This is a genomic window from Streptomyces sp. AM25 (genome assembly GCF_058146165.1).
In genome coordinates, this window is the sequence record NZ_JBKIWN010000002.1 from 162,246 (window position 1) to 186,204 (window position 23,959).

24 protein-coding genes are annotated in these 23,959 nt (G+C 71.9%); 14 read left to right on the plus strand and 10 right to left on the minus strand.

What is annotated here, in order from left to right; genetic code table 11:
* Positions 1 to 98 precede the first annotated feature (98 nt).
* From ACLHRZ_RS02950 to ACLHRZ_RS02960, 3 genes are all read right to left on the minus strand, one after another.
* Positions 99 to 416, minus strand: coding sequence for a hypothetical protein (locus tag ACLHRZ_RS02950; protein ID WP_490416610.1), 318 nt, complete (start codon positions 414 to 416; stop codon positions 99 to 101).
* A gap of 180 nt (positions 417 to 596) precedes the next feature.
* Positions 597 to 1,985, minus strand: coding sequence for a S53 family peptidase (locus ACLHRZ_RS02955; protein WP_490416611.1), 1,389 nt, complete (start codon positions 1,983 to 1,985; stop codon positions 597 to 599).
* A gap of 164 nt (positions 1,986 to 2,149) precedes the next feature.
* On the minus strand, positions 2,150 to 4,387 hold the full coding sequence (locus ACLHRZ_RS02960; RefSeq protein WP_490416612.1) for an MMPL family transporter: 2,238 nt from the start codon (positions 4,385 to 4,387) through the stop codon (positions 2,150 to 2,152).
* A gap of 248 nt (positions 4,388 to 4,635) precedes the next feature.
* Between ACLHRZ_RS02960 and ACLHRZ_RS02965 the strand changes: the two genes are divergently transcribed.
* Positions 4,636 to 6,213, plus strand: coding sequence for a hypothetical protein (locus ACLHRZ_RS02965; protein ID WP_490416613.1), 1,578 nt, complete (start codon positions 4,636 to 4,638; stop codon positions 6,211 to 6,213).
* On the opposite strand, the gene ACLHRZ_RS02970 is transcribed toward ACLHRZ_RS02965, so the two are convergent.
* Positions 6,174 to 7,763, minus strand: a complete 1,590-nt coding sequence (locus ACLHRZ_RS02970) for an FAD-dependent monooxygenase (protein ID WP_490416614.1) — start codon at positions 7,761 to 7,763, stop codon at positions 6,174 to 6,176. The two genes, ACLHRZ_RS02965 and ACLHRZ_RS02970, sit on opposite strands and share 40 nt — an antisense overlap.
* 49 nt (positions 7,764 to 7,812) lie before the next feature.
* Between ACLHRZ_RS02970 and ACLHRZ_RS02975 the strand changes: the two genes are divergently transcribed.
* Positions 7,813 to 8,508 (plus strand): TetR/AcrR family transcriptional regulator, encoded by a 696-nt coding sequence (locus ACLHRZ_RS02975; RefSeq protein ID WP_490416615.1) that lies wholly within the window; start codon positions 7,813 to 7,815, stop codon positions 8,506 to 8,508.
* A gap of 54 nt (positions 8,509 to 8,562) precedes the next feature.
* Here ACLHRZ_RS02975 and ACLHRZ_RS02980 read toward each other — a convergent pair whose 3' ends face one another.
* On the minus strand, positions 8,563 to 8,925 hold the full coding sequence (locus ACLHRZ_RS02980; protein ID WP_490416616.1) for an SH3 domain-containing protein: 363 nt from the start codon (positions 8,923 to 8,925) through the stop codon (positions 8,563 to 8,565).
* A 242-nt stretch (positions 8,926 to 9,167) separates the two neighbouring features.
* On the opposite strand from ACLHRZ_RS02980, the gene ACLHRZ_RS02985 reads away from it, so the two are divergent.
* The 4 genes from ACLHRZ_RS02985 to ACLHRZ_RS03000 all read left to right on the plus strand — a co-directional run bounded on the left by ACLHRZ_RS02985 (position 9,168) and on the right by ACLHRZ_RS03000 (position 11,707).
* Positions 9,168 to 9,569 carry a hypothetical protein gene (locus ACLHRZ_RS02985; RefSeq protein ID WP_490416617.1) on the plus strand — a complete coding sequence of 134 codons (402 nt, stop codon included), beginning with the start codon at positions 9,168 to 9,170 and terminating at the stop codon, positions 9,567 to 9,569.
* Positions 9,570 to 9,645: 76 nt separating this feature from the next.
* Positions 9,646 to 10,077 (plus strand): DnaJ family domain-containing protein, encoded by a 432-nt coding sequence (locus tag ACLHRZ_RS02990; RefSeq protein WP_490416618.1) that lies wholly within the window; start codon positions 9,646 to 9,648, stop codon positions 10,075 to 10,077.
* A 79-nt stretch (positions 10,078 to 10,156) separates the two neighbouring features.
* Positions 10,157 to 10,579, plus strand: a complete 423-nt coding sequence (locus tag ACLHRZ_RS02995) for a hypothetical protein (RefSeq protein ID WP_490416619.1) — start codon at positions 10,157 to 10,159, stop codon at positions 10,577 to 10,579.
* Positions 10,580 to 10,627: 48 nt separating this feature from the next.
* Entirely contained in the window at positions 10,628 to 11,707 is a 1,080-nt protein-coding gene (locus ACLHRZ_RS03000) for an ABC transporter permease (RefSeq protein WP_490416620.1), read from the plus strand.
* Positions 11,708 to 11,732: 25 nt separating this feature from the next.
* On the opposite strand, the gene ACLHRZ_RS03005 is transcribed toward ACLHRZ_RS03000, so the two are convergent.
* Positions 11,733 to 11,942: a cold shock domain-containing protein gene (locus ACLHRZ_RS03005; RefSeq protein WP_490416621.1), complete on the minus strand. Its 210-nt coding sequence runs from the start codon at positions 11,940 to 11,942 to the stop codon at positions 11,733 to 11,735.
* Positions 11,943 to 12,043: 101 nt separating this feature from the next.
* Positions 12,044 to 12,496 (minus strand): MarR family transcriptional regulator, encoded by a 453-nt coding sequence (locus tag ACLHRZ_RS03010; RefSeq protein WP_490416622.1) that lies wholly within the window; start codon positions 12,494 to 12,496, stop codon positions 12,044 to 12,046.
* Between the two features lie 101 nt (positions 12,497 to 12,597).
* Here ACLHRZ_RS03010 and ACLHRZ_RS03015 point away from each other — a divergent pair, with 101 nt between their 5' ends.
* The 8 genes from ACLHRZ_RS03015 to ACLHRZ_RS03050 all read left to right on the plus strand — a co-directional run bounded on the left by ACLHRZ_RS03015 (position 12,598) and on the right by ACLHRZ_RS03050 (position 21,574).
* Complete coding sequence (locus tag ACLHRZ_RS03015) at positions 12,598 to 13,320, plus strand: HNH endonuclease family protein (RefSeq protein WP_490416623.1); 723 nt, start codon at positions 12,598 to 12,600, stop codon at positions 13,318 to 13,320.
* 13 nt (positions 13,321 to 13,333) lie between these two features.
* The gene (locus ACLHRZ_RS03020) at positions 13,334 to 14,104 is read left to right on the plus strand and encodes a class I SAM-dependent methyltransferase (protein WP_490416624.1); all 771 of its coding nucleotides are present in this window, start codon (positions 13,334 to 13,336) and stop codon (positions 14,102 to 14,104) included.
* Between the two features lie 271 nt (positions 14,105 to 14,375).
* Positions 14,376 to 15,038 carry a transglycosylase SLT domain-containing protein gene (locus ACLHRZ_RS03025; protein ID WP_490416625.1) on the plus strand — a complete coding sequence of 221 codons (663 nt, stop codon included), beginning with the start codon at positions 14,376 to 14,378 and terminating at the stop codon, positions 15,036 to 15,038.
* Positions 15,039 to 15,132: 94 nt separating this feature from the next.
* On the plus strand, positions 15,133 to 15,810 hold the full coding sequence (locus tag ACLHRZ_RS03030) for a ribonuclease H family protein (protein ID WP_490416626.1): 678 nt from the start codon (positions 15,133 to 15,135) through the stop codon (positions 15,808 to 15,810).
* A gap of 59 nt (positions 15,811 to 15,869) precedes the next feature.
* The gene (locus ACLHRZ_RS03035) at positions 15,870 to 16,682 is read left to right on the plus strand and encodes an alpha/beta fold hydrolase (RefSeq protein WP_490416627.1); all 813 of its coding nucleotides are present in this window, start codon (positions 15,870 to 15,872) and stop codon (positions 16,680 to 16,682) included.
* A 752-nt stretch (positions 16,683 to 17,434) separates the two neighbouring features.
* Positions 17,435 to 17,719, plus strand: a complete 285-nt coding sequence (locus ACLHRZ_RS03040; protein ID WP_490416628.1) for a hypothetical protein — start codon at positions 17,435 to 17,437, stop codon at positions 17,717 to 17,719.
* Positions 17,720 to 17,810: 91 nt separating this feature from the next.
* Positions 17,811 to 18,746, plus strand: coding sequence for an ALF repeat-containing protein (locus ACLHRZ_RS03045; RefSeq protein WP_490416629.1), 936 nt, complete (start codon positions 17,811 to 17,813; stop codon positions 18,744 to 18,746).
* Positions 18,747 to 18,892: 146 nt separating this feature from the next.
* Complete coding sequence (locus ACLHRZ_RS03050; protein ID WP_490416630.1) at positions 18,893 to 21,574, plus strand: glycosyl hydrolase; 2,682 nt, start codon at positions 18,893 to 18,895, stop codon at positions 21,572 to 21,574.
* A 140-nt stretch (positions 21,575 to 21,714) separates the two neighbouring features.
* Here ACLHRZ_RS03050 and ACLHRZ_RS03055 read toward each other — a convergent pair whose 3' ends face one another.
* The 3 genes from ACLHRZ_RS03055 to ACLHRZ_RS03065 are packed head-to-tail and all read right to left on the minus strand — an operon-like array spanning position 21,715 to position 23,824.
* The gene (locus tag ACLHRZ_RS03055; protein WP_490416631.1) at positions 21,715 to 22,266 is read right to left on the minus strand and encodes a GNAT family N-acetyltransferase; all 552 of its coding nucleotides are present in this window, start codon (positions 22,264 to 22,266) and stop codon (positions 21,715 to 21,717) included.
* Entirely contained in the window at positions 22,266 to 23,216 is a 951-nt protein-coding gene (locus ACLHRZ_RS03060) for a DUF6114 domain-containing protein (RefSeq protein ID WP_490416632.1), read from the minus strand. Before ACLHRZ_RS03060 ends, ACLHRZ_RS03055 begins: the two co-directional genes overlap by 1 nt.
* On the minus strand, positions 23,207 to 23,824 hold the full coding sequence (locus ACLHRZ_RS03065) for a DUF6230 family protein (protein WP_490416633.1): 618 nt from the start codon (positions 23,822 to 23,824) through the stop codon (positions 23,207 to 23,209). Before ACLHRZ_RS03065 ends, ACLHRZ_RS03060 begins: the two co-directional genes overlap by 10 nt.
* Positions 23,825 to 23,959: the final 135 nt, after the last annotated feature.

The following is a 23,959-nucleotide window of genomic DNA, read 5'->3' on the forward strand; positions in this document are numbered from 1 at the left end:
GCAGGCCAGGGTAGGGGCGGGACGGGTGCGGCGGAAGAGGACCGACCGGAAGGTGCAGGAGGTCCAGTACCTGCTGGACTGCACGGACGGCGGACGGCTCAGTGGCCGCCGAACTTCACGCTCTTGAAGACGAACTTGGCGGGGGCCTTCTGCCCGTGGCCCAGGTGGTGCTCCGCACCCTTGCAGCCCTTGTCGGCGTAGACCACGGCGACGCCCTTGGTCTTGTTCTCCGCCTGGCGCGCCTCCTGGGCCATGGCGAGGCACTTGCCCTCCGGCGGGTTGGTGATGAAGTAGGGCTTCCCCTCGGGGCCCCTCCAGTGGAACTCGCCGCCGGAGGCGCCTGCCGTGGCGGCAGGCAGCGAGACGGCGAGGAGGAGACCTCCCAGGGCGGCGACCGCAGTGCGGAACAGGCGCATCACAGATCCTTGCTCTCGACGGCGAAGCAGGCGGGGGAACGGCCCCCGATGCGCTCAACGAGGCTCGGCCCGGTACGACACGCAGTCGTCCGGTGACGGATGGTGACGGCCGGTCAAGCGGGCCGGGGGAGCAGGGCGTTCCCTGCTCCCCCGTTACCCCTGCGGGTGAGTCACGGTGCGTCAGCCGCGGCGGCTCGCCCGGGCGAGGGCCGGGACGAAGCGGGCGGCGTCCACGGTGCCGACGCCGGTCGCCATGTCGTAGCCGTTGACGGCGGTGTAGCCCTCGACGCCCTGGTAGCTGTTGTTCGTACCGTCGTTGACGTCGACGATGCCGGTCCTCTTGCCGTGCGCGGACTGCTTGTACAGCGTGTACAGCGCCTCGTTGATGTCGCCCACACGGCGCTTGGCGGCCTGGTCGGCCAGGGCGACGATGCCGGAGAACAGCGGGCAGGCCTCGCTGGTGCCGCCGGTGATGTCCCAGCCGGTCGCGGTCGGGTCGTAGCTGGAGTAGATCCAGGCGCCGCCGTCGACCGCGGCGGACATCGAGATGTCCGGGGTGCCGCGGCGGTCGCCGACGACGCCCTTGACGGCGTTCTGGAAGGACGGACGGCCGAAGACGTGCGACTGGCCGCCGCCGCCGGAGCCGTGGTCGTTGTAGACGCTGTCGGGCTTGACGCGGTTGCCCTTGTCGTCCAGGTGCAGCTGGGTGCCGCCGATGGAGGTCACCAGCGGGTCGGACGAGGGCCAGGAGTTGACGCGCTCCTTGTAGTAGCCCTTGCCGTCGGCCGTGTTGTCGGTGGCGCCGCCGTCACCGGAGGAGGCGAGCACGGTCACGTGCTTCTTCTTGGCGTCCTCGAAGGCGTACCGCAGGTTCTTGATGCTGGAGAAGTCGCCCTTGTCGAAGCCGGGGAAGGTGTTCTCCGTCGCGCCGAAGCTCTGGCTGATCACGTCGCCGACGCCGCGGTCGATCATGGCCTTCTCGGCGTCCATCATCTCGGGCAGACCGGTGGTGCCCTCGGTCTCCGCGACCGCCGTCTCGACCAGGACGATCTTCGCGTCGGGCGCCACGGCGTGCGCCATCTCGACGTCGAGGGTGGTCTCGCCGGCCCAGCCGGTCATGTCGGAGTTCTTGGGGTCGAACGCGGGGACGTTGCCCCACTTGACGACGTCGACCTTGCTGCTGGGTATGCCGAACTGCTTGCTGTAGACGTCCAGGTCGTGCTGGATCGTCGGCGAGCCGAAGGAGTCGACGATGACGATCGTGCGGCCCTTGCCGGTGATGCCGGCCTTGTACAGCGGCTCCAGGTTGTACGCCTTGCGGTACTGGAGCGGGTTGTAGCAGTTCAGCTTGAACTGGGCCTGGCACTGCTCGATGGGGAGCGGGCTGCCCACGGCGCGCACCAGCGTGTGGCCGGCGACCGCCGGAACCGCCTTGGTGTGCGGGACCGTCGCGGCGTGCGCGGCAGCGGTGGCCCCGGTCAGCGGGGCGGCCGTCAGCGCAGCGGCGGTGAGGGCGGCGGTGACCGCCGTTGCGGCCGCGGTGCGCGACCGGAGACGAGCTACGTGCATGAAATCTCCCTGGGAGGACCGGAGCCGCACGGAGCGGCTGTCGCGATCTCACGGGATGGTCATGCGCAGATCAAGAGTATTTGACGCTTGATATCGAATGTTTTGCCTAAACGCGAAGTTGACGGCCGTTTGCGGAGTCATGCCCTCCGCTACGGCCGGTCCCGTCAGCGCCGCGCGCCGCGTGCGGGCCACCAATTGGCCCGCCCCGCCAGGCACATGACGGCCGGGACCAGCAGGGCCCGCACCAGGGTGCAGTCCAGGACGACGGCGACGGCCAGGCCGAAACCGATGAGCTGCAGCATGGCCAGGTCGCAGGCCGCGAGGGAGGCCATGACGACGGCGAACACCAGCGCCGCCGAGGTGAACAGCCGCGCGGTGCGCTGCAGTCCGGTGGCCACCGCGAGCCGCGTCTCCGTGCCGTTGCGGTGCTCCTCCAGGATGCGGGAGAGCAGGAAGACCTCGTAGTCCATCGACAGGCCGAAGGCCGTGCAGAACATCACCGCGGGGATGATGACGTCGGTGGTGTCGGGGGCGTTGAGCGGCCCCGTCAGCCACTCCAGCCGGCCCTGCTGGAAGACCGCGACGATGATCCCGAACGTGGCCGCCAGACTGAGGGCGTTGAGCAGCACGGCCTTGACGGGCACCAGCAGGCTGCGGGTGTAGGCGAACAGCAGCACCAGGGTGGCCGCCACGGTGAGCAGGACCGCGGCCGGCAGCCGGCCGCCCAGCGCGTCCTCGGTGTCGGTCATCCGGGCCCCGGAACCGCCCACCAGCGCCGGGCCGGGAGCGGGCTCCCGGCGCAGCCGTTCGGTCAGCAGCCGGCCCTCCGGGGACAGCACCGACGGCACCGCCGGGGTGATGCTCAGCCAGGTTCCCGCGGGCCCGGCGAAGCCGGCCCCCCGCGCGTCCGCGTCGGCCGTGAGCCGGCCGGCGCGGTACGTGCCCGTCGCCGTCTGCACCTGCCGCACGCCCGGCAGCAGCGACAGCCGCGCGGCGTAACCGTGCACCGCCGCCGCGGCGGACGCCGCGCCCGGGGACACCTCCGGCGCATCCGAGGTCAGGGCCTCGGCCGGGGGTGCGAGGCGCAGGCCCGGCAGCACCACCGTGGCCGTGTCCTCGGCCTCCGCGGCGAAGTCGGTGCGCAGCCGCTGCGAGGCCCGGGCCACCGGCGAGGAGGGCGGCAGGATGCGGTCGTCGTACATGCCGAACCGCACCCCGGCCCCCGGTGCGGCCAGCACCCCGAGCACCAGCAGGGTGCCCACCGCGACGATCGCCGGGCGCCGTGTCACCCACATCGCCAGCCGGTACCAGCGGCCCTGTGCCAGTGGCCGCCGGGCCCCGCGCCGCCAGCGGGAGAAGAGGTCGAAGCGGTTGACGCGCACCCCCAGCAGCACCAGCATCGCGGGCAGCACCAGCAGCGCCCCGGCCGCCGAGCACACCGCCACGGCCGCCCCGCCGACGGCCAGCGAACGGGTCAGCGGCAGCGGGAAGACCATCAGTGCCCCCAGCGCCGCCGCCACGGTCGTCGCCGAGAACGCCACCGCCCGCCCCGCGGTGCCCAGGGCACGCTCGGCGGCCTGCACGGGCTGCGCCCCCGCGGCGAGCTCCTCGCGGTACCGGCTGACCATCAGCAGGCAGTAGTCGACGGCGAGTCCGAAGCCGAGCGCGGTGGCGATGTTCAGCACGAACACCGACACCGTCATCACCTCGCTGAGCAGCCGCAGCACGGCGGTCGTGGTGACGACCGCGAAGCCGCCCACGACCACGGGCAGCAGCGCGGCGACCAGACTGCCGAAGATCCACAGCAGGATCAGCAGCACCAGCGGCGCCACGACCATCTCGGCGACCAGCGCGCCCTCGGTGCTCAGCCGCTCCATCTCGGCGAACAGGGCGGCCTCGCCGGCGGCCGAGACCTGCAACGGACCGGTGTGTCCGGTCTCCCGGGCCGTCACGGCCTTGCTGGCCGCCAGCACGGCCCGTTCGTCGCCGTGGAACCGCACGGCGACCACGGCGCTGTGCCCGTCCCTGCTCCGCAGCTCGGGCATCTGCTGCGGCCAGTAGCCCCGGACCCAGGCCGTGTGCGGGTCGGACGTCAGCCGCCCGGTCAGCGCACGGCCGGCCTCGGCCGCCGCGGGTGCGTCGACCTGCCCCTTCGTGGTGAGGACCAGCACCAGGTGCGGCTCGCCGCCGCCGAAGTGCGACGCGAGGAAGGCGTCGGCCCGGGTCGACTGCGCCGTGGCCGGGGTCCACCCGCCCGGGGCCAGCCGCTCGCCCACACCGTGCCCGCCCACGGCGGCGGCCAGTGCCACCAGCGTGAGCAGGAGGAGCGTCCCCAGGGCCCGACGGGGCGAACCGTGGGCGACCCCTGCGAGAAGGGAATGGCGAGGCTTTCGGGGGAGCATCACATGGGCGTCCTTCGCAGGGGTCGGAGGCGCCTCCCACCATTAATCATTCAATGTCAAGAAAGGTGCATTGTGGTGATATGGGCGTGTCGCTCGGTCCGGCCGCCGCCGCTGCGAGGGCGGCCGCGGCCCGCGTTCCCCATGTGACATCTGTCAGCGTGCACCGGTGACACAGCCAACTGCCTCGAAGCGCCGCTCACTTGCGACGATGGTGAACACAACGGTTCATCCACCGAGAGGACTTGGCCTTGTTCAAGCGCATCATCGCCTTAGCCGCCGCCACCGCCGCCCTGGCGGGAATCGCCGCGGCGCCCGGCGCGGCGGCGGGAGCACCGGACGGTGCGGAGATCACGGTCGGCGGGCGGGTCACCAACACCGTCCCCGCCACCGCGATCGGCGTCAACACACCCTTCTGGAACCCCTACGTGAAGGATGCCAGGACACCCGGCCTCATCCGCAAGGCGGGCATCAGAACGCTCTCCTTCAACGCCGGAGGGCCCACCGACCTCTACCACTTCGACCACGGCGGCTGGCTGAGCCCCGACCCCAACGGCAAGGACAACGGCGGATACCAGGATCTGAACCCGGAGTTCGGCTTCGACCGGTTCGCCGCCACCGCACGCGCCGCCGGCGCCCGCATGCTCGTGCACGTCAACTACGGGACGGGCCCGACCGACACCAAGGCCGACCCCAGCACCCCCGGACATCCCAAGCCCGGCGACCCCCGCGAGGCGGCCGCCTGGGTGCGCTACGCCAACAAGACCCGCCACTACGGCGTCCGCGACTGGGTCATCGGCGAGGAGACCTACCTCAACGGATGGTTCACCGTCCCCGGCCGGGACTTCCCGCACGAGCCCGACGCCCACGCCGACAAGTCCCCGGCCGCCTACGCCCGCAACGTCATCGCCTACGCCGAGGCGATGAAGGCGGTCGACCCCGGCATCCGGATCGGCATCGAGCTGTTCCCCTACGACCCGGCGAGGCTGACCGACCCCGGCTTCAACAAGGCCATGAAGGAGTGGGACGACACCGTCCTCAACACCCCCGGCCTGGCCCGCGCCGTCGACTTCGCCGACATCCACTGGTACCACGCCGCCTTCGGCCAGAAGCAGAGCGACGCCGACGTGCTGGCCGACACCGCGGCCACCGGCCCCGTCCTGCGCGCCCTGCGCACCGACCTGGACCGGGCCGCGGGGCGGGGACACCGCATCGGCATCACCGTCGGCGAGAGCAACTCCGCGACCCTCAACGCCACTCAGCAGCAGATCAACGCCGTGGGGGCCCTCTACCTGCTGGACAGCAACCTGTCGCTCCTGGAGAACGGCGCCTCCGCCGTCGACTGGTGGGCCCTGTACAACGGCCCGTTGAACATGGGTACCGACAACTGGGGCGAACTCGGCCTGCTGTCGTCCGGAGTGTGCGTACCCGACGGCAAGAACATCGCCGGGAAGAACTCCGCCGGCAAGAAGGGGCAGCAGTGCGAGCCCCCGGTGGGCACCCCCTTCGCGCCGTACTACACGATGCAGTTGCTGACCACCGCGCTCAAGGGCGGCGGCAGCACCCTCGCCACCGCCGTCTCCGGCGGCAGCACCACCCTCACCGCGCACGCGGTCCGCCGGGCCGACGGCACGCTCGCGGTCGTGCTGGTCAACAAGGACCTCCGGCAGACACAGAAGGTCCGTCTGAACCTGCCCCGCGGCTACCGCGCCGACCGCACGCTGACCTGGCAGCAGGGCGACAAGGACCCGGCCACGCAGCACGGCCGGGTGCCCACCGCCCTCGCCCCCTACTCCGCCGCGGTCGTGCTGCTCGCGCCGCGTGGCTGAGGCGCCCCGAACCACTGCCCGAGCGCGGCGTCGAGCCCGTCGAGCTCCTCGCTGTCCGTCGCCCACGCGACGAAGCCGTCGGGCCGCACCAGCAGCGCCGCCAGTTCGGGATGCGAGGTGCATCCGGCCGTGACCGTCCGCACCCGGTCCCCGAACCCCTCGGCCCGGTCCGGGAGACCGGGCCCGGCGGCGCCGAGATCGAGCAACAGCGCCTTGCCGTCGTGGAGATGGTCGGCCAGCCGCGTGCCGTCGGCGAGGACGAGGTCCGGCGCACTCTGGCCCGTCAGCGGATGGTCGCCCGGCAGGTCGTACGTCTGCCAGACGCCCAGGATCTTCTTGACGAAGTACGTGGTGCCCGTGACCGTCCCCATCAGATCGCGCACGACGTTGCGCATCGCCTGCGCGTGCGGCGTCAGCCGCATGACGGCGATCTGCGCCCGGGTCCACTCCAGCACCCACGCGCCGATGGGGTGCCGCTCGGCCGTGTAGGTGTCGAGCAGGCCCTCGGGGGCCGTGCCGTGCACCGTGGCGGCCAGCTTCCAGCCCAGGTTCATCGCATCGCCGATGCCCAGGTTCAGCCCCTGGCCGCCGAACGGCGAGTGCACGTGCGCCGCGTCACCGGCCAGCAGGACGCGACCCTTGCGGTAGGTGCTCGCCTGGCGGGCGTTGTCGGTGAAGCGGGTGGCGGTGAGCACCTTGGTGACCCGGACATCCGCTCCGGAGACCTTGCGCAGGCTCGTCTCCAGCTCCTCGGCGGTCACCGGCGCGTCCCGGTCGGCCGGCGGGCCGTCGAACTCGACGGTGAGGATCCGGCCGGGGAAGGGGCCGTGGACGAAGATGCCGGTGTCGGTGGTCTGCCAGCCGCTTCCCAGGGCCTCCGCGCCCTCCAGCTCCACCACGGCCTGATGGCCGGTGATCTCCGGGGCCGTGCCGGGGAAGTCGAAGCCCGCGAGCCGCCGCACCGTGCTGCGGCCGCCGTCGCAGCCGGCCAGCCAGCCCGCGCGGATCGTCCCCTGACCCGTGCGGACGCTCACGCCCTCGTCGTCCGCGTCGAATCCCTCGATCTCCACGCCCCGCCGCAGCTCCACGCCCAGGGCGGCGGCGCGCTCCAGGAGCACCCGCTCCAGGTCGGCCTGGGGCACCAGGCCGACGTCGGCCGCCGGGCCGAGGTGGGCGAAGTCCGGGTCGGACGTGTCCAGCAGGTCGCCGAACATCGGTATGCCCGCGAAGTGGCCCGCGAACTTCGGCGCGCCCTTCCGCGTCTGTTCGTCGGGGGCGTGCGCCTGCAGGAACTCCGTGACCTCCGCGAGGCGGAGCTTCTGCACCGCGGCCATCGCGGGCAGCAGGCCCCGCCGGTCGAAGGCCACCGCGCTCGGCGTGTTGATGGCCCCCGCCTTGATCGTCCCGTCGGGCTCCGGCAGCCGCTCGACGACGACCACGGCCGTCCCCGCCAGCGCGAGCTCGCAGGCCAGCATGAGGCCCGTGGGACCGGCGCCCGCCACCACGACGTCGTAGTCCGTGGCCCTGACTTCCTGGGTCTTGTCATCCATGGCGATTACTGTAGTCACTAAAAAGATGTGGCCGCTATATAATTTTGGCGTGGAAGATCACAACGAGGACCCGGGGGCCCGGCAGCCGGCCCCGCAGCGCCTGACGCTGCGCGAACGGAAGAAACAGCAGACGCGGAAGCGCATCTCCGACGCGGCCACGGAGCTGTTCTGCGCGCGCGGCTTCGACAGCGTCACCGTCGCCGAGGTCGCGGAGGCCGCACAGGTTTCGGCCATGACGGTCTTCAACTACTTCCCGCGCAAGGAGGACCTCTTCCTCGACCGCATCCCGGAAGCCGTCGAACTCGTCGGCCGCGCGGTCCGCGAGCGGGAACCGGAGCACTCCCCGACGGAGGCGGTGCGCCGCATGCTGCTCGAACTCCACGACCAGCGGCACCCGTTGGCGGGGGTGGCCGACCGGTTCGTGAGCTTCTGGCAGGTCATCGTCGACTCGCCCGCCCTGCAGGCCCGTGCCCGCGAAGGCGTCGAGGAGGTGGAGGAGGCGCTGGCCGAGGCCATCGCGGAGGGGACGGGAGCGGAGGGGACGGGAGCGGAGGGAGCCGGTGCCGGCCCGGGCGGCGAAGGCCCGCGCCTGGCCGCGGCGCTGACCGTCGCGGCCTACCGCACCGCCTACCTCACCGCGGTCCGCCGCCTCATGGCCGGCGAGCGCGCGGAGGACTTCGCCGACGAGCAACGGGCCCTGATCCACCGCGTCTTCGACGCCGTGGAGCGTGCCCTCCGGCAGTGAGACGGCGGGGGCGGGCCCGGCCCGCCCCCGCGCTTCATCTCGTGCTCGCGCGCCTCACTTGCACAGCGGCACCGGCGACAGGTTCTGCACATAACGCGCAGCGACGTAGCCGGGCTTCCCGTTGCCGAGCAGGTACCACAGGTCGTTCCCGTTCACATTCGACCCGTGCCTCTTGCAGGACAGTTCGACGACCGTCCCCGGTTTGAGCGCGCCGAGGTACTTGGACGCCTGCGTCGGACGCTCGCGTACGGACAGCGGCAGCTTGGAGACCACCTTGCCCTTCGGCGGGACCGGCTTCGCCACGGCGGCCGGTGCAGCCGCGGGCGTCCGGGCGCCGGCCGGAACGGCGGCCAGGAGCGTGCCCGAAGCAATCAGCAGCGCGGATGCGCCGACAGCCGCTGCACGACGTACTGACATATACATCAACGTTCCCCCTGTTCTCTCCTCAATGGGCTCAATGGGAGATGCATGGTGTATGACCCATGGGGGAGCGAAACGGTTGCATGGGGGCGCGCGGTCTGTTTACGCATCCCCCCTTCGGGGGTTTCCTCCCGCAATGGGGGCGTACGGCGCGGGGATTGCTGCCAGCCTCGGCGGGTGACGGACGGTCATGGGGACCGTTACCGGGACTGCGGAGGGCGGAGCGGATGAAGAGTACGGTGGCGAAAGCGCGTTGGGTGATGCGCACGATGGTGAGTGCGGTGGGCGCCACGGCGGTGTTCCTGGCCTCCGGCCCCGCGGCCTTCGCGGGCTCGGCGTGCGGAGGGCCGGTCTGCCTCACCGTCGACAACAACGGCCGGTACGTCGCCCGGGCCACGGCCACGCCCGCGAAGGGCGGTGACTTCTTCGGCTACTTCGAGCTGCACGGCCCTCCCGGCCTCCAGGGCCGGAGCGCCTCGCGGCACTGGCGCGCCGGCCAGAAGTACGGCATGGCCCTGGGCCGTTCCGTCCCCGACCGCACGAAGATCTGCATCGACGGCTGGAAGCAGGCCGACGGCAACGGCAAGGACGACAAGCCCGAGCACTACGGGCACGCCTGCGTCGAGGTCCGCGGGCAGTAGCGCGCCGGCGACCGGCACACTGGAGGCGGGAAGCCCGGCGCGGGGCCGGGCCGACGGTTCCTGGAAGGAGCGCACGGTGACCGAACGCAAACCGCCCGGTGTCCGCTTCGAGACATGGGTCGAGCAGCAGATCCGCACCGCGGAGGAGCGGGGCGACTTCGCGGACCTTCCCGGCTTCGGCAAGCCCCTGCCCGGCGACGAGCACCGGCCCTACGACGAGAACTGGTGGGTCAAGGAGAAGATGCGCCGCGAGCAGATCTCCTTCCTCCCGCCGGCGCTCGCCCTGCGCAAGGAGGCCGAGGACGCCCTGGCCGCCGCGGCGGAGGCCAGGACGGAGGCGCAGGTCCGGCGGATCGTCGCGGAGATCAACGAGAAGATCGCCGCGGCCCTCAGGATGCCGCCGCCCGGACCGCCGCTGAACCTCGCCCCGTTCGACGTGGAGGAGGTTCTCGCGACGTGGCGCGAGCGGCGCGGCAGTGAGGAGCAGGGCGGCCGGGAGATGGCGTGATGTGGTGAGGACAGTTCCGGGCCGGGCGGGCAGTGTGGTGGGCGGTCAGACACCCCCCGACACACGTGAGGACGGACGAATGAGGCTCACTGCCTTGCTGACCGTGCCACTGGCCGTGGGAGCGCTGCTGGGCGTTGCGGCACCCCCCGCCCCGGCCAGGGCTGCGGACGTCGTCGATGTGACGCTCACCAATGCCGACAACGGCCGCACGCTGACCGTGCAGAGCGGTACGGACCTGCAGGTCCGGCTCACCGGATCCCGCTCGTCGTACGCCACCTGGACGTGGAGCCTGCCGACGGCGGACGATCCCGAAGTCGCCGACCGGGCAGCGGCGTTGACGTCCGAGGACGGCAGCGCGATGGCGGACTTCCAGATGCAGGGGCCCGGCACGGCGGGCATCTCGGCCTACGAGCGCTGCGTTCCGCAGCCGGGGCGGGTGTGTCCCCACCTGGTCATCCTCTGGAAGGTGACCGTCAGGGTGCAGGACGGCCCGGCTCGCTGAGTTCCATCGATTCCTGCTGAATCCGGCATATCCGCTTATGGTGACCCCATGGCGGATGGGAGCGGCGAGGGCGGAGACCGTGCCGACGCCGTCGGGCGGCGCAAGCGCCCCGGCGAGCTCTGGACGGCGTTCCGTCACTCGCCGTTCCTGCCGGCCACGGTGCTCGTCCTCCTCGTGGCCGCGGCCGCCGGGCTGTTCGCCGGCTCGTACAGCTACGCCATGGCCAACCCCACGCCGCACCGCGTCCCGGTGGCCGTCACCGGGGTGCCCGCGTCCAAGGTCGAGCGCGCCGCGTTCATCCAGGGGATGGAGAAGGCGCTGGGCGCCGAACTGGAATTGCACCACTACGGCACCTACGGGGCAGCCCTTGATGCGGTGGACGAACAGCGGGTCTACGCGATCCTCCGGGAGCGCCCCGGTACCCCCGCACTGGACGTCTCCGGGGCCTCCGGAGCCACCGTGGCGCAGCTGCTGGCCACGGCTGCGCCCAAGGTCGGCACGGCCACCGGCGTGCCGGTGACCGTGCGGGACATCAACCCGCTCCAGCCGGGCGACCCACGGGGCCTCGCCCTCTTCTACATCACGCTCGCCGCGGTGGTCGTCGGGATGGTCGGCTCCATCCAGCTGAGCGTGCACGCCCGCGGCCTCACCCCGGCCGAGCGCATCGCCTTCACCCTCGCCTACGCGCTCCTGGGCGGCTTCGCCATCGCGGCCGTCGTGGACTGGGGACTGGGCGCACTGCGGCTGCCGTTCGTCGAGTCCTGGCTGATCCTGGCGTTCACGATGTTCACGTCGGGGATGTTCTTCACCATGTGCAACACCCTCATCGGCCGGTGGGCGATGATCCCGGCGTGGGGCGTGCTGGTCCTGCTGGGCAACCCGTCCTCCGGCGGCGCGGTCTCCTGGCCGCTGCTGCCGTCCCTGCTGGGCTCGATCGGCCGCTGGCTCCCGCCGGGCGCCTCGGTCAACGCCCAGCACACGGCGGTGTACTTCCGGAGCCACCAGCACGCCCTCCCCTTCGTGGTGCTGGGGGTATGGGCGGCGGTGTCCTGCGCGGTCTTCTGGATCTGGCGCCACCGCCACCCGGGCGGCCGGGAGAAGGAGGTCGGCGCGGTGGCACCGGAGTGACCCGCGCCTTCCTGCCCCGTCCGCCTCACTCCACGACGCGCACGTGCTCCGCGTGGACGGTGCCGTCCGTGTCCATGGCGGGCACGTACGTCACCCGCATGCCCTCGGTGACGAAGGTGAGGTCGTCGATGGCCTCACGGCCGACCCGCACCTCGGACCCGTCGTCACCGTTGATGTAGCCGTATCCCCTGGCCTGGTTGAACCAGCGCACCACGCCGCTGACCCTGTCGCTCATTCCCCCGCCTCCCGCAGTCGGGCACTGTGTGTCAACTACCGTGTACCACAAGGGCGTTCCCGCAGTACAGGAGTGCGGCACGCGCGCAAGCCGAATGGTGCTCAGTGGTGCCAGGCCCGCCCGCCCGTGTTGTGGATCATCCGCTGCAGCACCTTGAGGGTGACGAGGTACTCCTCGTCCGTGATGCCGTCGTGCCGCTCCGCCCACATGGCCTTCTGCCGCTCCGCGCACTTTCGGTGGACGGCTTCGCCCTCGGCCGTCGGCCGGAGCAGGCCCGCCTCGTCGAAGACGATCAACTCCCGTCCGACGAGGTCGTCGATCTCGCCCTGAAGGATGTCCTGCACGTCGAGGTAGTTCTGGAGGAGCGCGGTCACCTCGGCACGGGTCTTCCTGTGTTCGCCGCTCGCCTGGCTCAGGACCCACCACTGGGGCTGGCTCACGCCGAACTCGGCCAGCCCGGACCGGATGTGATGGATGACCGCCTTGTACGCGGCCCAGCTCCAGTAGCCGATGGGCTGGTTGACGAGTTCGGCGTCGGGGTGTGAGTAGTTCATGACCCGAACGTAGAACCTCGACCAAGATTGAGGTCAAGTCGCACGTATCGTGGAGCCTCTGCAGTAAACGATCAGTCAAGAGAGAAGAGACGAGGCCCCCGTTGTCCGCGCGCACCCGCACCGTCGTCGCAGCCCTGCTGCTCCCCCTGGCCCTGGCCGGATGTTCCGGCGGCGGCCACAAAGGCACGGCCGACAGTGACGGCAGGCCCGGGTCCGCGCAAGCGGCCCTCGCCGCACTGCCCGTGAAGAAGGCGGCGTCCAAGGACGGTTACGACCGCACCAAGCAGTTCGGCACCGCATGGTCGGACTCCACGAGCGCCCCCGGCGGGGGCAACAAGTGCGACACCCGCAACGACATACTGCGCCGCGACCTGAAGAACCCTCAGTTCGAAGCCGGTTCGAAGTGCGTCGTCGCCTCCGGCACCCTCGCCGATCCCTACACCGGCAAAACGATCCGCTTCGAGCGCGGCCCGAAGTCCTCGGCGGTGCAGATCGACCACATAGTGGCCCTGTCGGACGCATGGCAGACCGGCGCGCAGAAAATCCCCCAGGACCGGCGCGAGGCCCTCGCGAACGATCCCCTCAACCTCGTCGCGGCGGACGGGCCGGCCAACATGGGCAAGGGCGACAAGAACGCCTCGGCCTGGCTCCCCGCCAACAAGGGCTTCGACTGCACCTACGTGGCCCGGCAGATCGCGGTGAAGAAGCAGTACAAGCTGTGGGTCACCCCCGACGAACGCGACGCCATGAAGAAGGTCCTGGACGGCTGCCCCTCCCAGCAGCTGCCGACCGAGTCCGCGTCCGGCGTCGCCCTCAAGCAGTAGGAGCCGAACCCCCATGTCCTCCGCCGGTGAGCAGGAACGCCTGGAGTCCATTCAGCGCAGCACGGATGCCCACACGGTCTCCGTCCTGGAGGGCCTGTCCCCGGCACCGGACTGGCACTGCCTCGAACTGGGCGCGGGCGCCGGCTCCATCGCGTACTGGCTCGCCGAGCGCTGCCCGGACGGGCGCGTGGTCGCCGTCGACATCGACACCCACCGGCTCGACGGCGGCCGCGCACCGAACCTGGTCGTCCAGGAGGCCGACGTCACCTGCGACGACTTCGCGCCGGGCGGCTTCGACCTCATTCACGCCCGGTACCTCTTCTGTCACCTTCCGGAACGGGACCGCCTCGTCGCCCGCGCGGCCGGCCGGCTCGCCCCGGGCGGCCGGCTGGTCGTCGAGGAGCCGTACCAGCTGCCGGCCGACACCTCTCCCTTTCCCGTGGTCCGGCGCCTGATGGCCGCCTACGGCGATCGGCTCGGCGCCCGCGGCACCGACCTGACCTGGGCCCGTGGACTCCCCGCGCTGCTGGCCCGCAGCGGGCTGGAGGGGGTCGACTTCACCGGCAGGCTCGCCTGCATGGGAGGCCTCGCCAAGGACCGCTGGCGCCCGATCATCGCTCAGGCGGCACCGGGGCTCCTCGCGGAGGGCGCGCTGACGGAGGCCGATCTGGAGGAGTTCGAGCGGCTGCTCGACGATCCGGCCTTCGTCGACATCCCGCAGTTCACGGTGTCGGCGTGGGGGCGGAGCCCCGAACAACAGTCACCGGTGCCCAGCGCAGCGTGACCGCGGGGGGCCTGGCTTGTGAGGGCACCCATAGGGCCCAGGTCACATACGACCCGCGGTAGTGGGCTGCCTATGCGGTCAATTCGGGCATTCTGCTGGTCTTCGGGGTGCCCCTTTCCGCCCGGTTCGGTAGTAGGTCACACCTTTGCCAGGGGATTTTTCCGCGGCTAACACTGGTCGGGTCGCACGGCGCCGTCGATCGGGACACGGCGCTTCTTTTGCGCCAATGACGGCCACTGCGACTTCGCGACTGAAAGGGATCTTCTCGCTCATGCGCTCCACCATCTCCGGCTATACCGCTCTGCCCAAGGCCCACAAGTTCTCCGCCGCTGCTGTTGCGGCGACCGGCGTCGCCGCCGTCGCCCTGGCCGCCGTGGGTGCCGGCACCGCCAGCGCCGCCCCGGCCGTCAAGACGGTCGCGCAGAACGCCAAGGCCTTCGGCGAGACGCAGCAGGACGAGCTGAGCAAGCAGACCGCCACCGCCGCCGCCCAGGCCAGGACCACCGCCGCCGCTGCCAAGACGGGTGCCGAGCGCACCGCCCCGGCCGCGAGCCGCTCCGCCGAGCGCGCCCCGGCCAAGGCCGAGGCCGCCGCTGCGGCCCCCAAGGCCTACGGTGACAATCTGGACGGCTGGATCACGCAGGCGCTGGATGTCATGAAGGCCAAGGGCATCCCGGGCTCGTACGAGGGCATCAAGCGCAACATCATGCGTGAGTCGACCGGCAACCCCCAGGCGGTCAACGACTGGGACGTCAACGCCCAGAACGGCATCCCCTCGAAGGGCCTGCTGCAGATCATCGACCCGACGTTCAAGGCGTACCACGTCGAGGGCACCTCCTGGGACATCTACGACCCGGTCGCCAACATCGTCGCCTCCTGCAACTACGCCGCCGACAAGTACGGCTCCATGGACAGCGTCAACTCCGCCTACTAAGAGCCGCCAGACAAAACACGCAAGGGCGGCGGCACCCGGTCAGGGTGCCGCCGCCCTTGCGCTGCGCGGCCGCAACCAATGGCATGATCGAGGGATGTCTGAACACATCATCGCCGCCTGCGACGGAGCCTCGAAGGGCAACCCGGGACCCGCGGCCTGGGCCTGGGTCGTCGCCGACACGGCGGGCGCTCCCCAGCGATGGGAGGCCGGCCCCCTGGGCAGGGCGACCAACAACGTCGCGGAGCTGACGGCTCTGGAACGGTTGCTGGAGGCCACCGACCCGGCCGTGCCCCTCCAGGTGCGCATGGACTCGCAGTACGCGATGAACGCGGTGACCAAGTGGCTCCCGGGGTGGAAGCGGAAGGGCTGGAAGACCGCTTCCGGTTCCCCGGTCGCCAACCGCGAGCTCGTCGTCCGCATCGACGCCCTGCTGACCGGCCGCACGGTCGACTTCGTCTACGTGCCGGCACACCAGGTGAACGGCGATCCACTGAACGCCATCGCGGACAAGGCCGCCAGCGACGCCGCGGTGGCCCAGGAGGCCGCGGGCACGTCCCACGGGCACACCGAGCTGCCCGTACCGGCCCAGCCTGTTGCGTCCTCCTCCGGCGCACCGGCCAAGCGGACCGCGTCCAAGCCGAAGGCCGGCCGCACAGCCGGGACGATCAAGGCGAAGTTCGCCGGCCGGTGCCCCTGCGGGCAGTCGTACGCGGTCGGGGAGTCGATCTCCAAGGGCCCCAAGGGCTGGGGCCACCCGCTCTGCGCCGCCTGACCGTTCGGCTGCGGGTGAACACGGGATCGATGGTTCGGCCCAACGGGTAGCTTCGGCCCGTGGCTGATCACTTTTCCGTCGAGGCCGGCGGCATCCGCCTCGCCTACCGCGTCTCCGGCCCGCCGGCCGCTCCGCCGCTCGTCCTCCTGCACGGCCTGGGGGAGGGCGCGGCGGACTGGGACGGCGTGGCGCCCGCCTTCGCGCACGACCGGCGCGTGTATGCGCCCGATCTGCGCGGCCACGGCCGCAGCGACTGGCCGGGCGCGTACTCGCTGCCGCTGATGCGGGACGACGTCATCGGCTTCCTGGACGCCCTCGCGCTGGAGCGCGTGGACGTCGTCGCCCACTCGATGGGCGGGCTCGTGGCCTGTCTCCTCGCGGCGAAGTGCCCGGAGCGGGTGCACCGGCTGGTCCTGGAGGACGTCGCCGCTCCGCTGCCCCGGGAGCGGAGCGTCCCGCCCAGGCCGGAGGGCGAGCTCGCCTTCGACTGGGACATGGTGCTCGCCGTCCGGCGCCAGATCGACGACCCCGATCCGCGCTGGCTCGCCGACCTGGGCAGGATCTCCGCGCGCACCCTCGTCCTGGCCGGCGGCCCGGGAAGTCACCTTCCGCAGGAGCGTGTTGCCGAGCTGGCCCGCCGTATTCCGGATGCGCGGTTGACGACGGTCCCGGTGGGGCACCTGATCCACGCTGCGGCTCCGGAGCAATTCACCGCGCAGGTCCGGGAGTTCCTGTGCGGCCTGGTCCCGTCACCGCTCGCCGCGCTGCCGGACCAGCAGAGTCCCCAGGGCGGTGCGCCGGTGCAGCACGGCCCGTCCTGCGCGGACCGTCGTGATCAGGTCCGCGCCGCGCAGCGCGGCCGCGTGGGGTGAACAGGCGGCGTTGCTGACCCCCAGGCGGCGGGCGAGCCCGCTGGTGGTGTGCTCCTCCGCCAGCAGGAGCAGCATCTCGCAGCGGGTCCGCCCCAGTACGCCGGCCAGTGCCGTGTCCGTTCCGCCGGTCCCGTCCGGTGCGAGCGGCAGGCCGGGACCGGCCGGGTAGGTCACGGCGGGCGGATCGGCGACGAGGGGCCGGCCGGTCCAGTGGAACGTGGGCAGGAGCAGCAGGCCCCGGCCGTCCGGCCTGACGTCCTGCTCGACGGGCCCCTCGAACTCCCAGATGTCCTCGCGCAGTCGGGATCCGGGGACGAGCGCGGCGAGCGCGGTGCCGATGCCGTGCTCGGCGACGGTCAGCGCATGACGCGTGAACTCCGCCCGGTGCAGGTCCTGTAGGAGGCACCACACCGGACGCACCAGAATTTCGAACGCCGCGTGCTGCGCGCGGAGCAGCGGTTGCCACGCACCCGCATCTCCCCGGTGCAGATCGCGCACCCATGCCGGGGCGGGCACCGGGTGCCCGGCGCGGACCCGTTCGGGTTCGGAGCGCGCCAGGCCGGGGTCCGTGCTCCGGACGGTGTGCAGGCCCTCCTCTGGGCCGTCACTGCCGTGGCGCAGGCGATGTACGAGGACCACCGCATCGGCGCGGCTGTGAACCTGGAGGGCTACCTGGACCGGGCGCCGCAGCACCCCGGCGAGCGGGGGGAGTTGCTCCCGGTCGCCCGGCACGGAACGGCACGGACCGTCCGTTGCTCCTGCTGGGCACCGAAGGCTTCGCACACCGGCGGGAGTTGGAGCGCTCCCGGTCCGCCGTGCTCACCCGCTCGGGCGGACGGGCCCGGCGGGCGCGGTTCGACGGTGCCGCACACTGGGTGTTCACCGACTACGCCGCCATGGCACCCCAGTTGCAGGCCGCGGGCCTCATGACCGCGGAGGCCCGCCGCGACATGGTCGGCGCGCTCGACCCGTCCGTGTCCGTGCCTGCAGTGCGCAACGCTGTCCGCTCGTTCTTCGCCCGGCACCTCCGGGCGTGAGGGGCCAATTTTGGTCAAGAGATATCTAAAAATGACATAAGCTGGTGTCGGCTATTTACAAGATCCTTATCAGGGCAAGTAGGTGTACTGCGTGAAGCTGACCCGTCTTTCGGCCGCCGTTGCCGCCGCCGCGATAGCGCCGGCCGTTCTGTTCGCCTCCCCGGCGGCCGCCGCCGACGGCGCGCAACTGCCCGCCAACTCGGCTCCCGACAAGGTGTCGGAGACCAAGGACGGCAAGGGCGACAAGGGCACGGAGTCGGCGGCGAAGCAGGACGAGGACAACAAGTTCGCGATCCTGCGGATGCTCAACGGCCAGCCCATCGGCCGCGGTCTTGAGCGTGAGGCGAACAAGGCGCTCAGCGGCACCGCGGAGGACCGGCGTCATTTCCTCGAAGTCGGCCAGTACCAGGCGCGTCTCGAGGACGACCGGGTCCGGGTCTCGACGATCATCAGCGCCGGCGGCCCTGCCGTGCAGGCGGCCGGCAGCAAGGTCCTCGACGACGGTGGCGCCGAGGCCATCAAGGAGTTCCTGGAGAAGGGCCGGTATGCGGCGCAGCGCGAAGACGACGAGGTGCGCGTCAGCCAGATCATCAACGACGGCGGCCCGGCGGTGAAGGAAGCCGGCAAGAAGGCGCTGCGCGGTACCGACGAGGACCTCAAGCACTTCCTGGAAACGGGCCAGTACGAGGCCCGCAAGAAGGACGAGGCGGCCGAAGAGGCGGCCAAGAACAAGCTCGCCGAGGACAAGGGCAAGAAGGACGCCGAGCAGCCGTCCATCGGTGACGGGCACAAGAAGGACGCCGGCCACGACGCCGCCAAGCCGGCCCAGGACGGCGGCAAGTCCTCCGCGAAGACCGCCTCCGCCAAGGACGCTCCGGCCGCTGCCTCCGCCAAGGGCGGCGAGATGGCGTCCACCGGCGCGGACGCCTCCGTGCCGTGGGCCCTCGGCGGCGGAGCCGCCGCCGTCGCAGCGGGCGCCGGCATGGTCGTCGTCGCGCGCCGTCGCCGCGCCGCCGAGCAGGGCTGAACACCCGGACGGGGCCTGGCCGCTGTGCATCGGCGGCCCGGCCCCGGGTCCGACGCTGCGGCCACCTTCCCTGACTGACGTGGCCACGCCAGAATCTCCCTCCTCGGTCCGGCCGCATCCGGCGGCCGCCGCAGGGAGGGACAGGCATGACGCCTCACCGGTATCGACGGCACCGACGGAGATACGCGGCCTGTGTGGTCCTGAGCGCAGCGTTCGCGCTGATCGGCACTCAGTCCCACGCGGCAACCGACCCGCAGCACCGACCCAGACCCTGGCACGCACGCCACCAGGCCGACATCGGCTGGCAGCACAGCCGCCTCGTCCGCTCCGGTCACCGGATGGCCGCGGTCGAGTCCCCCGGCGGGGACGGCGGTTCCGACGAGGCGGAGAACTCGGCCGAGGCCTCGGCCCAGTTCACCGAGGCGCGCACCGCCCCCGGCGTGGTCGCGCCGGGCGCCTACGGGGCCGCCTGGCGGCAGTTGCAGTCGATGCCCCGCACCGACGGGAACTGGTCGCACGTCACCCGGCGTCCCTACGACTCCGACGACCCCCGCTACCGCGACATCAACTCCAACTCCAGCGGCGGCGCAGGCTACGTCACCGGCCGGATCACCGGCATCGCCGCGGACGACCGGGGCTACGTCTACGCGGGCGGCGCCAACGGCGGTGTCTTCCGCTCCCGTACGGGCGGCGGCCACTGGCAGCCCATCGCCGACAGCCTGCCCTCCCTCTCCACGGGCACGCTCGCCCTCGACCACGCCGGGCGCCTCTGGTACGCCACCGGCGAGTCCAACACCGGTGCGACCTCCTTCGTCGGCACCGGCGTCTACGCCCTCGCCGACCCCCGGCACGGCACCTTCCGGCCCGGCGGCCGGGTCGGCGGGCCGGAACTGGAGAGCACCGTCATCCACGCCCTGCGCTTCGCCGGAGACGCCGTCTGGGCGGCCACCAGCCGCGGCGTGTGGTCGCACTCCACCACGGACCTCTCCGGGCCGTGGACGCTGGAGTTCGCCCCCAACCCCGCCTATCTGCCCGGCGGTTCACTCGCGGCCGATCCCGCCGCCCCCTACAAGAACATCGCCAACGACATCGCGGTCGACCCCAAGGACCCGTCCAAGGTCGTCCTCGCGGTCGGCTGGCGCGGCGGCGACACCTACAACGGCCTCTACAGCAAGCAGAACGGGACCTGGCAGCGGCTGTCCTCCCTCGGCGACCTGCCTTCCGGCAGCGCCGACGTCGGCAACGTGACCTTCGCGGCCGCCGCCGACGGCTCCCGCCTGTACGCGGTCGACCAGTCCCCGGCGCAGACGAACAGCAATCCGGACAGCGGCCTGAAGGGCGTCTACGTCTCCAAGTCAGGCTCACCCGCCGGTCCGTGGACGCAGATCGCCGACTACCCGAAGCTCAAGGCGTCCGGCTCGGCCCTGCAGGGCGCCGGCTACATGCCGGGAGTCCAGTCCTGGTACAACCAGTTCCTCCAGGTCGACCCGGCCGACCCGGACCACGTCTACCTCGGTCTGGAAGAGGTCTTCGAGACGAAGAACGGCGGCACGAGCTGGATCACCCCCGGCCCGTACTGGAACTTCCCCTTCCCCTGCTGGAGCGTCGACCCGGCCAAGCGCACCGGTGACTGCTTCCCGACCACCCACTCCGACCAGCACGCCGTCGCCGTCGGCAGTCACCACGGCAAGACCTGGGTGTATGTGGGCAACGACGGCGGCATCTACCGCCGTCCGCTCAAGGGCGCCGTCGACTCGGGTGGCCATGCCAAGGACTGGCAGTCGCTGGCCGACGGCACGATCGACACCCTCCAGTACTACTCGGTCGGCATCGGCAGGGACCGCACGTACGGCGGCGTCTCGGTCACCGGCGGCCTGCAGGACAACGGCCAGTCGATGCTGCGCAGCCGCGACAGGGTCATGGGCTCCAACTTCGGCGGCGACGGCGCCGACACCATCACCGACCCCGCCAACGGCTGCAACATCGCCCAGGAATACGTGTACCTCGACATGTGGGTCACCCAGGACTGCGGCGTGAACAACGGCGCCTGGAGCACCGACCCCGCCAAGGCGACCGAGTACGAAGTGGCGCCGCCGGACAAGGACCTCGGGGGCAACGGGGCCCGCTTCATCGCACCGATCGCCGCCGACGCGAAGGACGCCGGCACCTGGATCGCGGGCGGCCGGCACGTGTGGGTGCAGACCAAGGGCTTCGCGATCCGCAGCGGCGCGGAGTGGAAGAACACCTTCGACCTGGGCGACGGTCACGTGGCGACCGCCGTCGCGGCCTCGGGCGGCAAGGCCTACGTCGCCTGGTGCGGCCCGTGCAACAACCAGGGTTTCACCCGCGGCATCGCGGTCGGCAACACCGACGGCACCGGCTGGCACCAGCTCGCCCTGCCGGCGGACGGCACGGTCCCGAACCGCTACCTCTCCGCGTTCGAGACCGACCCCGCCGACCCGCAGCACGTGTTCCTGGCCGTCAACGGATTCTCCCGCGTCTGGACCGAGGGCCCGGGCGCCGGCGTCGGCCACGTCTTCGAGTCGCGGAACGGCGGCGCCGACTGGACCGACATCTCGGCGAACCTGCCGGACGTCCCGGCCGATTCGGTCCGGCTGCTGCCCGACGGCGGGCTGGCCCTCGGCACCGACCTGGCCGTCTTCCACCGTGCGCCCGGCGCCGGGCAGTGGGAGGCGCTGGGCCGCGCACTGCCGACCACGGCCGCGCTGCAGGTGCGGCTCGGCCCGGACGGGCGGCTCTACGCGGCCACGCACGGGCGGGGCATCTGGTCGTTCGACGTACGGCGCCTGGAGGGGCGCCGGGACTGACGTCCGACGCCGCGGGGGCCGGCGGCATGTGCGCCGGCCCCCTTCCGCCGTCCCGCGGTAGGACAGGGTGCCACGCCCCGCCCGGCAGCGGTGTCGCCCGTGCCGGGGAATCGCACGCCGCGCCCGCCGACGGCGCAGGGTCATGTGCCGCCGGGCGCCCGCCGGTCCGACGCCAGCAGGCCGAAGAGCATGTCGTCCGTCCACTCGCCCTTGATCCAGGTGGCCCGGCGGCGGACCCCCTCCTGCACGAAGCCCAGCCGCTGCAGCAGGCGTGCCGAGCGGACGTTGCGTGCGTCGCACTCGGCGGAGACCCGGTGCAGGCCCCGCCGCTCGAACAGGTCGGCCAGCACCGCACCCACCGCCTCGGCCGCATAGCCGTGCCCCTGCCGCTCCGTGGCGAGGGTGAAGCCGATCTCCGCCTGCATCAGGTTCTCGTGCAGGAAGACGCCGACGTCCCCCACCAGGCAGCCCTCTTCGGTGAGTTCGACCGCGTACTGGAACCAGCCCGGACGGTCCGGGGACCCCTCGGCGAACCCGCGCACCGCCCGGAGCGCCGCGTCGTACGGCACGGGCGCCGTCCAGCCCTGGTAGCGGGCGACCAGCGGATCGGACCGGTACGCGGCGAGCGCCGTCGCGTCCTCGGGACGGAAGCGGCGCAGGACGAGGCGGGGCGTCTCCAACATGACCGTCATCACCGGGTGATCGTCCCAGGAGCCCCGTCCTCCGCCGGCGGCAGGGGGTCCGTTCGCCGTGCCGAGAGGCGCAGCCCGTCGGCGGTGATCGTGTCGCTGGTGGCGAGGGCCTGTTCGGCGACCACGTCCGTCATGAACACGAACGGGGGCACGACGGGCGGGACGGGGAGTGCGTCGGGGGCGAACGACAGGCACAGCATTCCCTGGATGCAGCCGCGGAAGCGGCTGAGGTAGAGCGTGACGTCACCGCTGAGGCGCAATCGGTCCGCGTCCAGGGACAGTTCGTCCCCGCCGTCGTGGGTGCGGAGCCGGAAGTCGGCGAGCGAGGCCGCCGGCATCCTGAGGACCATCACCTTCCGGGGGCCGGAAGCGGTGGGCGTCTCCGCGACCGAGGCCCGGACGACGCCGCGCGGTGCGAAGCGCGAAGCCGTCACGGTCGGCGGTGTGCGGGCCGTTGTGACCGGTGCGGGTGCGGCCCGCGGCGGGGCGGGGCCGGCCATCGTCGTCAGCAGGACGACGGGCAGTGCGGCCGCCAGGGCCCGCGACGGGTCCTGACCGGGGAGGTTTTTCGGGGGAGCCGGGGGCGGTACCGGTTGCACGGTGGGAGTCCACGCGAACCCCATCGCCCCTCCCGCGATCCCCAGCAGCATCCCGACGAGGAAGCCGCCCAGGTTGGTGGCCGCGAAGGAGAACACCGACAGGATCACGGCATGGATGCCCACGTACCGGCGGGAATGGGGGAGGAACCACAGGAACAGGCCCGCGGCCGCCAGCGCGCATCCGAGCCCGGCCGCGGCGATGCCGCCGAGCCCCAGCCCGAACAGCACCCGCCAGGGCGCGAGCGGCGCGGTGACCAGCTCGGCACCGGCGGCGATCAGCAGCAGCCCCGCCCAGAACGGGCGCGTCCGCCGCCAGCGGCGCAGGCGCCGGAGCCCGCGCGTCAGAAGCACGCAGGCCCGTCCAGACTCACCTTGAGGCGCAGCCCCTTGAGCCGGAGGCTGCCGCCGGTGGCCGACCGGGCCTGCGACTTCACCCCGGTCACCGAGACGTCCGCGGCCTGGAGGCCGAACTGCCCCGGCTCGCCCCTGGTTCCGGGCACCCGGTCCAGCGTGGAGGCGTCCCGCCCGATCTCGACCTCGCCGAAGCGGGTGTCCCCGGTCAGCTCGTCGGCGTCGAGGACCAGCCGGCCCGCGGAAATGTTCCCCGCGCTGCCGCCGGCCGTCAACTTGAACACCACCGTCCCCAAAGGGGTCTTCACCTGCGCGGCCTGGCAGATGTCCGACAGCGTCGCGTCGCCGATGCCCAGCAGTGCCCCCGCGTGCCTGCTGCCGTCGGCGGACCGGGACACGTCGACGAACGAGGCGAGCCCCCTGCCCGACAGCCGCCCCGCCGACACCTGGAACACCCGGCCCGACACGGCCATGGACGAGGCCAGCACCCCCTGCGCCATGGCCACCGCCATCGCCGCCGCCACGGCCAGCGCCGGAACGGCGACAACAGCCGCCTTCCTCCAGGCCGTTCTGCCCTCGGGCAGCTCCGGTACGTCCTCAGGTGCCATGGGGAGTGGATGCCCACGAGACAGCCGGACATCCCCGAGGCCGCATCACTCGCTCGGGTGAGTTTGCAATGTTCCAAGTCGCTTGACACATGCGGGGGTTGATATCCGGTTATGGATGTCCGAGTGCCGCGGACC